Below are 12,668 nucleotides of genomic sequence, written 5' to 3'. Positions count from 1 at the left end.
GTTGGAAGTTTTAAAGAACAAACCTATAAGTTGCTTTTAATAGAAATGTATTACTATGTCTGGATTCTGTTACAAAATCTGTTAATATAGATGCTATGTGGTTGTCGGGTTGCTCAAAAGCATTACCATTTAAGGACCACACTAAAAATAACTCGCTACCAGGTATATATTCCCAACGCAACACCAAATTTGTGTTCAATTGAGAAAATGCAAAGTCTGGGTTTGAGAAGCTATAATCTGTAGTTCCATTTTCTGTATCGTCTATATTATAGGTTCCATTTTCTAAGCTTATTTGGTTGTCATTATACAGCTGAAATCTATCTGCTAAATTATCTGCAGTTGCATCTGTAATATAGTTAAAATTAGAATAGCGTCCTGTTGATACAAATGGCTGTGCATAAAACTGAAGTGAAAAGTTAGGAGTAAATGTATAGTTTAATCTAAACTGTGCACTTAACGTTTGCTGTTCAATATTTGCAGTAATATACCTAGATTTACCATTTACTTCTCGTGTTGCAACATATTGTGTTTGGTTAGGGTTTTTAGAATATACAGGCCTTATAGAAAGGTTTAGGGCATCTGTAGGTTGGTAAGACATCCTTGCACTTAACTCTAAATAGGTAAATTGCTTATCTACAGCTTCAGAAATAACATAACCACCACTGTACACAAATTTTTTACGAGAGTCTGACCCTATAAAAAAGTAGTTAATATTCTCTTTAGAGAATCTAAACCTTGGTCCTCCTCGTAATGTACTCACATTATAGTTTCTTGGTTTATGAATAAAACCAGTTTCAATTCCCCAGTTATTTTTAAACTGTGCAAAACCATCTAAGCGATGTTCTGCTACATTATAATTTCCATCAAAATCAAATGAATTGTAATGTCTGTATTGTGCATTTATTCTTCTAAAATTTCCAAAGGGTTTTAATGTTTGGTAGCTTAATCTTGCATACTGTCTAATCTCATCTGCACGTCTTAAAAAGCCTATATCATTAAGCTCCAACTCTGGAGAGCGCCAGGTTCCACCTAGGTGTGCTCTAAAATTTCCTCCAGAAGCTTTTCCTATTTCTAAACGGCCACCTGTTCCTGATAGGGATGTTCTAGTTGTGTCTATTTCAACATGACCTGCGTCTACTCTTCCAAATAAATGTGTTAATGATTGTTGTGTTCGTGCAATTGCTTCTTTACTTCCTTTAACATGACTACCGTAAGCCATTCCTTCTAAATAATACTTTCTATCTTTCCAGTTGTGTTTAAAATCAATACCTGCTGAATAAGCATCACGTCTAAGAAAATTTAAAAATTGACCATCTTCTAAATCTCTGTTAGTAGCAGTAAACATGGTTCCTATATAAGAATTTCTGTCATTAAAATCTTTTTGGGCTCTACCCACAAAGTAATTAGTGAGCGGCTCTACAATTTGCTCTGTGGTTTGGTTATCAAAATCTATAATTTCTACAAATTCTTTAGCCGTCACACTTTCAATAACTCCTAAACTCCATCCATTTTTAGTTTTACCACTAAACTTAGCTGCACCATAAATAGTAGTATTGTTTGGTTGATTTGTATATTGAATATTATCACTTTGCGCAAAACCTTGAGGGCTTCGCCCTATTCGTCTTGAGTAAAACAAGTTGCCCGGCGAAAAATTATCTAAGGAATAGTTGAAAATGTTAGAGTTGGCCACAAAGAAAGGACGTTGTTCTTGAAAAAACAACTGAAAACCATCCAGTGCAATGGCCGCAGGATCTGCCTCTACTTGACCAAAGTCTGGATTAATAGTTAGGTCTAGAGTAAGGTCATTAGTAATACCTATCTTAGCATCTAATCCTGCATTTAACTTAGTGTCGGCACCATCTCTAAAAGGGTTGCCGCGTTCTTCTTCGTACACATCTTGTTGCCCCAAAATAAAGGGCTGAATTTCTAATTGTTTTTGTGGTTTTAAGCCAACCAAACCTCTTAGCTCACCAAACTCACTTACAAAACCTGGAGCATCTGCAGGAAGTCTTTGCCACAATGAGCGTTCTTCTGCTCTAAAATATCTACGTGTACTTTGCAACCCCCAAACTTGGTCTTGATCTGCGCTAAACCTAAGTTGACTTAATGGTATACGCATTTCTGCTGTCCAACCTTCTGTGTCTATATTTGTTTTTACATACCATATTGGGTTGTAGCTACCATCAAAGTTTCCGTTGTTAGAGATAAATTCATCTCCTTTTACACCTGCTGCAGTTACTGTAAATGAAAACCCTGTGCGATCATCATTAAAACTATCAAAGTTTACTTCTACCCAATCTCCTTCAAAGCCATCTCTTCTAGACAAGCGCTTTACAATGTTTTCTGGCTCTGCATCATAACATCTAAATGCCACGTAAATATTCTTATCGTCATAAGCAATCTTCATTTTAGTTTGCTCGGTTGGCGGTGTGTTTTCATCTGGTTGATTTTCTATATAATCTGTAGTCCATTCTACAGCATTCCAAGCATCATCATTTAAGATACCATCTATTTCTGGTGTACTATAACTCGAGATACTAGCCGTTGTATAAATACGCTTAGGAACTTCAACTTTTGTAGAATCTTGAGAGAATATAGATGAGGATAATAAAAGGGCTAAAAGACTTAAGGATAGTGTCTTCATGGATTGGTTGGTTTTTGATTTCTAAGCAGTTAGAAACTTAGAATTGATTGATGATTATTTTGATTGATGTACTTTAAAGACTCATCATTTTATCATCTTGTTACAGCGTACCATGTATTTTGGGAAAACCTTAACTTTTTAAGTTTCCCTTAGAAGACATATCATTAATAAATATTATACAGGGTTTACTAAGACTTAGTTAGTTAACAATTAACTTAGTAGCACCTAATTTGGTGTTTAAAAAATACATTCCAGGTGTTAATGAAGAAATATTTACCTGGTGATTCTTAGAACCTGCAAACCCTTGCATTACTAATTTTCCAGAAATGTTATATAATTTGAATTCAAGATTTGGAACTTCTGTATTTAAAGAAAAATGAGATGTTGCTGGATTTGGGTAAACAGAAAAATTTGTTGTTTTATCAATAGTTTCTTCTACACTTAAAACTGGAAATATAAAATCTACGTCATCTACAAAAGACCTAGAGCCTACAATAGCTACAGGATTAGGGCTTATAAATTCTGGAGAAGAAGACATTACAAACACAATTTTATCTGGAATTATACCAGGTTGCACAACTGTTACAGGTGCAGAAAAAGCCGTATAATCTGTAGCATTAGGAAATTCTGAGTTTACGGTGGCTACTATTTCATCTTCCTCGGTGGTTTCGTTATACTTAGTCATAACTGCATATACTTTAAAAGCGCCAGTGTATGTCCTTGTTTCTTCTAACTGCCCATCGCTTGTGCAAGTTCCTGGAGGAAATGATCTTGGCACGCCACTCATATGTCTATAAAACCCATCTATAGATGTTGGTACTGCAGTAAATGGGTAAGCAACAGGTATTAATTCTTGCCTAAGTACTTCTGGCTCAAATAAACCTACCAAACCAATAACATCAAAACCGTTTGTTGTTAATTGTATTGCAGAAGCGCCAGAATTGGCGTCTGTAGTTTGCTCTACTGTGCTAGGTGATTGCTCAAAAGCATCATCTGTAGTTGTAAATCCTATTGGTCTTCCAACGCCTTCATAAGTACCAGCTTCCTGAATAGTACCACCATCTATCATACAGGTTTCTCCATTATAGGCGCCACCATCTCGTGTATAAAGTTGTGTAGTTTGAACTCCAAACGTTTCAAAATCTCCATTAGATAAAGTTTGGGCTTGCAAATAGCCAACAGCTAAAAGCAATATGTAGGTTATGTAAAATGTAGGTTTCATATTATTCTTCAACTTGGTAAAATCCATAAATTATTCCGCCAGCGGTAACATTAAATACTCTTGTACCTAGCGTGCTAGAAGGATCTGTTTCGTAAATAGCACTTTCTCCTGTTTCTGGGTCATAAACAGGAAGCTGTACTTTGTTATTAAAATTATATGCCATTCCGGTTGTAAGGCCTGCATTTCTAGGTATGCCTTCTATTAATTGAGCTGTTTGCGATATTAGATCTAACCTTACCCAACGCATTAATGCTTTGTTTACCAAATCTGATGAAGTTTCTGGATCCTCCATTAACACATTCGTATAGGCTATACCGTTACCTACATATAAAAACCCTGCATTTATTACGGTTTCGGCGGTAGATGAAGATATGCTTAACTGAGGAATAAACTCAAAATCATCAAAATTTGAGGTCTCATTAGATATTCGTGTAAGTTTTGCAAAAACAGGAATTTCTGGGTCTTCCTCTAAACCAAATCCACCTTGTGTTGGTAAATATAAATTACCTTGCTCATCTACAGTGCTGTTTTTAAATCTTAAAAAGGGTTGTCCAGGATACTTAGTCTCTTCCCTAAAAATGTTAGACTGGTATGTATCTGTAGTAGTATCTATTATAGCAACTATACTTCCTACATTACTTTCGTATATAAATGGCGGAAAGGAACGACCAGTATACAAACACGCATAAAGTGTATTGCCAACAACATATAGTGAATTGTAATAATTAGCATCGTTTTCTGGAATACTATAAGCTTCACTCATATCTATCTCACCTATTCTTTGAAAAGTTTGAGGATTAAATATCTGAATATTTAGCGTATTAAAATCTGTGTAGTATCCTTTGGTGTCATTAAGAATAACTACACTTGAGCCTCCACCTAAAGTTTCAATTATCTCGCCTTCATTTGGCACTTTATTTTCATCTAAGATAACTCTTTGATAGCCAGCTCCACCAAACAATTTTTGTTGATTAACTGTGTAACGGTTGTAAGACACACCTCCAGATATGGAAGGATAGGCCAATGTTGTTGGTAAGTTTGGGATATCTAAATCGCCTTCCGGGAAGGTGTCAAATCCTGTAATAAACCCATTAGAAGATGAGCCACTTCTTGTATAAAGCATATAATCATATTGCTGTTGTGGGTCTTCGGTAGGATCTTCTGTGGGATTTGGTGTTGTAGTGTTTTCTGCAACAGGTATAGCATCATCTGTTGCACAACTAAGAACAATAGTTAAAAAAGAAACGATAATAAGATTTGGTAAAATGTTCTTCATAATCAATCTATCACATACCTTAATTTAATAGTGTAACTACGACCAGGTCGTTGTACTCTAAAATTATCATAAGCATCATCATCAAACATATTATTAATTCTCAATGCTATTGAATATTTTTCGTGCTTTCCAGAATAAATACTTTCTAGACTGCTAATATGTTGAGTAGGAACAAAGTTAGCAATGTTTTGCAAAGCATTGGCTTCGCGAATGGAAGAAAATTTTTCTACGTAATTATAGTAATAGTTTAATTTAAACTGGTCTTCTTCGTGTATTAGTTTTTCCCAAGTATAACCTACATCTACGTTGGCAAAAAATGATGGTAAATTAGGCACTCGTGTGCCTATAAGATTATTATCTGCTGCTACCAAAGCACTCTGTATGCGTACATCTTGATATGTAGCAGACATATTTAATTGAAAGTTTTTAAATGGTTTAAAAGTTACAAACCCATCAATTCCTTTTATTTCTACTTCTTCTTCATTAAAATATTGCGCCAAATCGAATCCTGAAGCCAATAAGATTATTCTGTCTTTCTGTTTTCTGTAAAATCCATTTAGTTCAGCAGAAAATGGTATTTTAAATAATGAGGACTTAAATGATGTTCCAAAATTATAATTGTTACTTTGTTCTGGTTCTAAGTTTAGATTGGCACGTATGGTAGTGTTATTTCCAAACACCTCTGTATCTTCAGGCAACCTATATGCTGTTTCATAAGACACTCTAAAAAACAATTTTGGTGACACCGTATATTTTAGGGCAAGATTTCCTCCACTATAGTTTTTTGATACATCTTGCTCCACAAACTCATTAGTTATTGCATTTTCATTACTAGTACCACGTATTGCATAATGGTAGTTTTTATATGAAGCAACTGTTTCAATATGATTTTTAAAAAAGCTTCCTTTCCATTCAATTCCTGCAAAATTCTGGTTTAATCTAGAAGTAAACTGTAACACATCATTTTCAGCAGCTATAAGTGCATTTTTTCCTGTTCTGAATTGATGAATATATAGATTACTTGCCGTTAGACTATGCTTATCATTTATGGTATAGATTCCTGTAAGTCGCTGCAAAAAAATAGTTTTGTCTATCTCTATTAAGGATGGCTCACTAAATAATTCGGCACCAATAGTATTTGTGATTGTTAATGGCTCTCCATACCAGTTGTAAAAATTAGAAGTAGAGTCTGTCACTTTTTCTTTATAAATACCCAAATTAGATTTACTAACAATCGTCAATTTATCATTTAAAAGGTTAACATTATAACTTAAAGTTGCGCTAACACCTTCATCTTCAGTAAACACATCTCCCAAAGGTCTTACAGGGTTAAACAAAACTCCAGTTTGTATTTCTTTAAATGTATTGGTGTAAGCTAGGTTTAATTTAAGTTCATCTGCCCAATGTTTATCACGTAATCCAACAGAAACATCTGCATAATAGGATCTGTATAAATTATTAAAACGCTCTACCTCTATAACATGTTCTGCTTGTCTAGTCTCTTCATTAAAATCTTGCGCATCAATCCTATATGTATTGTCTGAATAATTAAGGAACATGTTAGACCCTAAAAACATATTGTTTTCATTTAGTGTGAACAAATTAACTGAAGCTTTGTGAGTATTAAAACTTCCCATTTGATAATTGGCTTCTATATAAGAGGTATAAAATGTCTTTGGAATTATATGTATACCTCCACCTAAAGCGTCTGTACCAACCTGTAATGGTGTTACACCTTTATAAATGTCAATTCTGCTTATTTGGTTTACGGGAAAATTATTAATGTCTATTCCAGACGCTAGATATTTTAAAGGTAGCCCATCATAATAACGTCTTATGGCATTACCCTGAGCTCCTTGTATAGAAATATTAATATCACTACCTATACCTCCAGTTTGTCTTACCCTAATGCCATTTGCTCTATTTAAAATATCTAAAGCATCTTGGGAGCTATTTTGACTTAATGAAAAGTCTAAAGTTGAAATAGCTAAAGCCTGCTGGTTTAATAAGCTAATTTTAGATGGCGATTTTACAATGACCTCCGATAACTGCTCTGTATCTTTTTGCAAATTAATCCTTACAGTTTTAGAGCCCGTTGTTACATCCAGAGTCTCATAAAAAGTTTTAAATCCAGCTGCTGCAACTTCTAATTTGTATACAGCTGGCTCATCTAGTTGAAGTGAAAAAACACCTTCTAAGGATGTCGTTGTTGCTAGTGAAGTATTTAAACATTTTATGGTGGCAAAAGGTATAGGATTACCTTCAGAATCTATAACATTACCACGTATTGTAATATCTTGTGCCATCACTTGAATAAATGATGTGCATAAAAAAAGAAACAACGCAATATGTTTCATTTAATTTAGAAAGATTACTGTTTAGTGTATTCTAAAAACAATTCTGTTATACTACTAGCAGAGCTTTCTGAAGTGTCTTCAACATAAGCATCTATTTCACTTTCTGTAACATTAAATGAAAATGTAGTATCTGTAAGTGAAATTTCTTTAGTCTCTGTAATTGTAGTGCCTGCAATAATAACAGATAATGTAAGTTCATTTTCGGTTAAAGACCAAGTACCGCTATCTGTTCTCGTTGTACAAGTAACCTCATTACCACTTGCACCACCATTAAAATCAAGTTTAGAGTTTATAGCACTAAAAGAGCCATCAGTATTAAAGTTGACTTCCATAATATCAAAACAAGAGGTCTCTTCTAATAAGTTTGTGTTAGTAATATCATCGTTATTTAAATCAACTGGAACATCTGCGTTTAATGTTGTAAGTATGTAGGTGCCATTTAGAGTTGGAGTAGGCTCAATTAAATTTGAAGAACTGTCATCATTAGCACAGCTAAAAAACAGAAATAGAACACCTATATATAAAGTAGATTTCAGGATGTATTTAATGAGGTGCATAACGTATTGTTTTAAAGATTAAGCTTGCCAAATATAAACCATTAAAATTAAGGAGTTAAGCACTTCAGAATTAATTCAAAATCAGGTGTTGCCGAATAAATAAATAGTTGTACATTTGCACTCCGTTTTTTTAGACGGAAATAAACTATTTGTATAATTAAAATTTATTAGTGTGAACACATTAAGCTACAAAACAGTGTCTGCCAATAAAGCATCAGTTACAAAAAACTGGGTGCTTGTGGATGCTGAGGGACAGAGCCTTGGACGGCTGTCTTCTGTTGTTGCCAGAATGTTACGTGGTAAACACAAAGTAGACTTTACACCTCACGTTGACTGTGGAGATAACGTAATTGTTATTAATGCAGAAAAAATCAACCTTACAGGTAAAAAGTGGACTAGCAAAGAATACCAACGTTACACCGGTTATCCAGGAGGACAACGCAGTCTTACGGCTACGCAATTATTCGAAAAAGACCCAACGCGTCTTGTCGAGAATGCAGTAAAAGGAATGCTACCTAAGAACAAATTAGGCGCAGCGTTGTTTAGAAACATGAGAGTTTTTGTTGGTGGAGAGCATTCGCTTGACGCTCAAAAACCAGAAGTAATTAACATTAACGACTTGGTGTAAATGGAAACAATTCACAAAATTGGTAGAAGAAAAACAGCTGTTGCCAGAGTTTACCTTAAAGACGGTAGCGGTAACATTACTGTAAATAAAAAAGACGTTAACGACTATTTTACAACCGGAACACTTCAGTATAAAGTAGCACAACCATTAATGCTTACAGAGAACGAAGGCAAGTATGACCTAAGTATCAATGTATTTGGTGGTGGTATTACTGGACAAGCAGAAGCTATCCGTTTGGCTATCTCAAGAATTATGTGTGAGCTAGATGCTGAGAACCGTTTGGTTCTTAAGCCAGAAGGTTTACTTACTAGAGACCCAAGAATGGTTGAGCGTAAGAAATTCGGTCAGAAGAAAGCCCGTAAAAAATTCCAATTCTCGAAACGTTAATATTTCTGCTAACCTTTGGTTGGCGAAGTTTCTTGAGGAATTTCATAAAATTATAAACATTATAGTGCTGTACTTCGATCTGGTATCGAAAGTTAGTTTAGCATCTAAATACTCTCGGCGAACGCAAGTGACCACCTGAGTATTGCTAAGTCCAAACAGAACGTAAACTATTTAATAAAATGGCAAATAACATAGAAGTTAAAGAACTCCTTGATGCTGGTGTCCACTTTGGTCACCTCACAAGACGTTGGAACCCAAATATGGCTCCATATATCTATATGGAACGTAACGGGATTCACATTATAAACCTTTACAAAAGTGCTGCTAAAATGCAAGAGGCTGCAGATGCACTTAGTAAAATTGCTGCTAGCGGTCGTAAGATCCTTTTTGTAGCAACTAAAAAACAAGCTAAAGAAATTGTAGCTGAAGAAGCAGAAAAGGCTAACATGCCTTATATCACTGAGCGTTGGCCTGGTGGTATGCTTACCAACTTCGTAACTATCCGTAAGGCAGTTAAGAAGATGACTTCTGTAGATCGTATGAAAAAAGATGGTCGTTTTGATACATTATCAAAGAAAGAGAAGTTACAGGTAGAGCGTATGCGTGCAAAACTTGAGAAAAACTTAGGTTCAATCGCAGATATGACGCGTCTTCCAGGTGCACTATTCGTAGTAGATATTACTCGTGAGCACATTGCTGTAAAAGAAGCTCAGAAATTAAACATTCCTATTTTCGCTATGGTAGATACCAACAGTGATCCTAGAGAAGTAGATTTCGCAATCCCTGCAAATGATGATGCATCTAAATCTGTTAAGAAAGTAATTTCTTACGTAACAGATGCTATCGTAGATGGATTAAACGAGCGTAAGGCAGACAAAGAGCAATCTAAAGCAGAAAAAGACGCTAAAAAAGCGACTAAACCTGCAGCAAAGAAAGCTCCTGCTAAAAAAGCTGTAGCATCTAGCGAAGAAGAATAAATAACAATTAGGTAATACAATTTAAAGTCGTTGAGTTTTTCTTTGCATTCTGCTGGCTGAGTAGTAGCAAAAATTAGCTTGACGACTTTTTTTAAATTATAAAATATAAATACAATGGCAAAAATAACTGCTGCAGACGTAAATAAATTGAGAAAAGCTACCGGTGCCGGTATGATGGACTGTAAGAAAGCTTTAGTTGAAGCAGAAGGTGACTTCGACGCTGCAATTAGCATCTTACGTAAAAAAGGACAGAAAATTGCTGAAAAGAGAGCAGACAGAGACTCTAGTGAAGGTGCTGTTGTTGCTAAAATAAACGACGACAACACTAAAGGTGTGGTTGTTTCTCTTAACTGTGAAACAGATTTTGTTGCTAAGAACGATTCTTACGTAGAAATGGCTAACAAAATGGGAGATATTGCAATTAACACAAATTCTAAAGAAGAGTTTCTTGCTGCAGATTTTGATGGTATGACTGTTGCCGAAAAACTTATTGAGCAAACAGGTGTTATTGGTGAGAAGATTGAAATTGGTGGTTTTGAAGTTTTAGAAGCACCATTTGTAGGCTCTTATGTTCACGGTAACAAAATTGGAGCATTAGTTGGTTTGTCTAAAGAAATAGACAATGCTGCTGAGGTTGCTAAAAACGTATCTATGCAAGTAGCATCTATGGGTGCAACTACATTATCTTATAAAGATTTTGATGCAGATTTCGTTGCTTCTGAAACAGATGCTCGTATTGCTGCTATTGAAAAGGAAAACATTGAGTTAGGCCGTTTAGGAAAAACTCAAAAGAATGTTCCTCAATACATCTCTATGTCTCAGTTAACTCCAGAAGTTATGGCTAAGGCAGAAGAAGATATTAAAGCAGAATTAAAAGCTGAAGGAAAGCCAGAAAAAATTTGGGACAAAATTGTACCAGGTAAGGTTGAGCGTTTTGTTGCAGACAACACAACTTTAGACCACGAAAAAGCATTGCTAGACCAACGCTTTATTATGGATGACAGCAAAAACGTAGCACAATATGTAGCTAGCCAAGGCGATGCAGATGTTGTAGCGTTTAAACGTGTTACTTTAGGATAATATCTTAAAACACTTTACTATATAAAGGCTTCTCAGAAATGAGAGGCCTTTTTTTGTTTTTAAAAAGTTAATTTTATAGAGCAAACCTCTAACTGGACTACATTAGGCTTGGCCGACAATGATACACTGGATACCTCTAACACCTGCAACTAAATCATATTCATGAAGAAAAATTTTACATTATGCCTATTATTTTTATCAATCTTATCCTGCAAGGCGCAATTTGTACAGGAGACCAAGCCACTTTACAGTAACAACAACTGGCGTGAAATAGCGCAAGAGAATGTTTACTACAAGGACTATGATGATAACTTAAGTAGATTGGTTGGAACCTGGAGATTTATTGATGGTTCGGAAACTCTTGAGCTCTCACTGAAATTTAAAGAAAAACACCAATCCATATCATTTACAGATGCCCAGTTCGATCAAGATATGCTCTATGGTGAGTATAAATATAATAATGAACAAGGTGAAGAGCTTGTCAACTCTTTAGGGGAGCTACAATCCTCGACAGACCCTTATGAACACCTCATTAATGGAAATTACATAACCAACATAAATAATACCGAGCTGTGTGAGACCTGCACAAACGAGTTGGCGGTCAAATTACATATAGAGGATCCGCAGAGGGATTACATACCCTATAGAATGTACATTCAGCACATCCCTGCCAACAGCCAAGGCAATCCTGTGGAGCAGATTAAGATATTTATTTCTATCACAGACATGTTTACCTATCCCATTGGTGAGCCTGGAGATACCCGCATTGGTCTTGGCTTTTACACCTTAAATAAAGTGGAGTAATTTAAGCTTTGTTAAAAATTTTAAAAAGACGTCTCAAAAATGAGAGGCCTTTTTTATACCTTTAATCTCGTGAAGTTCAAACAAAACATTCAGTATTTAAGTCTTTGCATTGTTATGACATTTTTAGTGTCTTGCAAAGCACAGGTTGTACAAGACACTAAACCGTTATACTCCAATAACGAATGGCGTACTGCCACAGCAAATACATATTTTAAGGACTTTGGTAATGATCTAGGCAGATTAGTTGGTAAGTGGAGATTCATTGATGGTGCTGAAACCCTCGAAATAGATTTAGTGTTAAAAGAACAACACCATACCAACCTATCATATTCTGGTTTGCAGTTTGACCAAGACTTTCTCTACGGAGAATACAAGTATACAAACGAAGAAAGTGAAGCGCTAGTTAACTCTCTGGCAGATTTGCAGTCGTCTGTCGATCCTTTCGATCATCTCATAAAGGGAAACTATATCACAAATATTAATAATACCGAGTTGTGTGAGACCTGCACAAACGAGTTGGCAGTCAAATTACATATAGATGATCCGCAGCGGGATTACATACCCTATATAATGTACATCCAGCACATCCCTGCCAACAGCCAAGGTAATCCTGTGGAGCAGATTAAGCTTGTTATAAGGGTTTCTGGCACATTCACGTACCCATTAGGCGAGCCTGGCGATGATCGCATTCGCCTTGGCTTTTATACTTTAAATAAAGTGGAGTAAGCGTTCAAAA

General features: G+C 35.4%; 11 protein-coding genes. 6 read left to right on the top strand and 5 right to left on the bottom strand.

Annotation, left to right across the window (positions count from 1 at the left end; all coding sequences use genetic code 11):
* Positions 1 to 10 precede the first annotated feature (10 nt).
* The 5 genes from CL818_RS05005 to CL818_RS04985 form a co-directional block, all read right to left on the bottom strand.
* The gene (locus CL818_RS05005) at positions 11 to 2,644 is read right to left on the bottom strand and encodes a DUF5916 domain-containing protein (protein ID WP_272972747.1); all 2,634 of its coding nucleotides are present in this window, start codon (positions 2,642 to 2,644) and stop codon (positions 11 to 13) included.
* A 199-nt stretch (positions 2,645 to 2,843) separates the two neighbouring features.
* Positions 2,844 to 3,866, bottom strand: a complete 1,023-nt coding sequence (locus CL818_RS05000) for a T9SS type A sorting domain-containing protein (RefSeq protein ID WP_272972748.1) — start codon at positions 3,864 to 3,866, stop codon at positions 2,844 to 2,846.
* A 1-nt stretch (position 3,867) separates the two neighbouring features.
* The gene (locus CL818_RS04995; protein WP_272972749.1) at positions 3,868 to 5,142 is read right to left on the bottom strand and encodes a DUF4374 domain-containing protein; all 1,275 of its coding nucleotides are present in this window, start codon (positions 5,140 to 5,142) and stop codon (positions 3,868 to 3,870) included.
* A 2-nt stretch (positions 5,143 to 5,144) separates the two neighbouring features.
* The gene (locus tag CL818_RS04990; protein WP_286971991.1) at positions 5,145 to 7,499 is read right to left on the bottom strand and encodes a TonB-dependent receptor; all 2,355 of its coding nucleotides are present in this window, start codon (positions 7,497 to 7,499) and stop codon (positions 5,145 to 5,147) included.
* A gap of 14 nt (positions 7,500 to 7,513) precedes the next feature.
* Positions 7,514 to 8,056, bottom strand: coding sequence for a DUF5004 domain-containing protein (locus tag CL818_RS04985; protein ID WP_272972751.1), 543 nt, complete (start codon positions 8,054 to 8,056; stop codon positions 7,514 to 7,516).
* A 172-nt stretch (positions 8,057 to 8,228) separates the two neighbouring features.
* Here CL818_RS04985 and rplM point away from each other — a divergent pair, with 172 nt between their 5' ends.
* From rplM to CL818_RS04955, 6 genes are all read left to right on the top strand, one after another.
* Complete coding sequence (gene rplM / locus CL818_RS04980; RefSeq protein ID WP_272972752.1) at positions 8,229 to 8,684, top strand: 50S ribosomal protein L13; 456 nt, start codon at positions 8,229 to 8,231, stop codon at positions 8,682 to 8,684.
* Positions 8,685 to 9,071, top strand: coding sequence for a 30S ribosomal protein S9 (gene rpsI / locus CL818_RS04975; protein ID WP_013186581.1), 387 nt, complete (start codon positions 8,685 to 8,687; stop codon positions 9,069 to 9,071).
* A 179-nt stretch (positions 9,072 to 9,250) separates the two neighbouring features.
* Positions 9,251 to 10,048: a 30S ribosomal protein S2 gene (gene rpsB, locus CL818_RS04970; RefSeq protein WP_013186580.1), complete on the top strand. Its 798-nt coding sequence runs from the start codon at positions 9,251 to 9,253 to the stop codon at positions 10,046 to 10,048.
* 114 nt (positions 10,049 to 10,162) lie between these two features.
* Positions 10,163 to 11,128 carry a translation elongation factor Ts gene (gene tsf / locus CL818_RS04965; protein ID WP_013186579.1) on the top strand — a complete coding sequence of 322 codons (966 nt, stop codon included), beginning with the start codon at positions 10,163 to 10,165 and terminating at the stop codon, positions 11,126 to 11,128.
* 162 nt (positions 11,129 to 11,290) lie between these two features.
* Entirely contained in the window at positions 11,291 to 11,932 is a 642-nt protein-coding gene (locus tag CL818_RS04960; RefSeq protein WP_272972753.1) for a DUF6705 family protein, read from the top strand.
* Between the two features lie 69 nt (positions 11,933 to 12,001).
* Positions 12,002 to 12,658 (top strand): DUF6705 family protein, encoded by a 657-nt coding sequence (locus CL818_RS04955; protein WP_272972754.1) that lies wholly within the window; start codon positions 12,002 to 12,004, stop codon positions 12,656 to 12,658.
* Positions 12,659 to 12,668 lie beyond the last annotated feature (10 nt).

Origin of the sequence: Croceibacter sp., assembly GCF_002716225.1 — a bacterium.
GTDB classification, from domain to species: Bacteria; Bacteroidota; Bacteroidia; order Flavobacteriales; family Flavobacteriaceae; genus Croceibacter; species Croceibacter atlanticus.
Note: the sequence above shows the minus strand (reverse complement) of the source record. Positions and strands in the feature narration are given on the sequence as shown.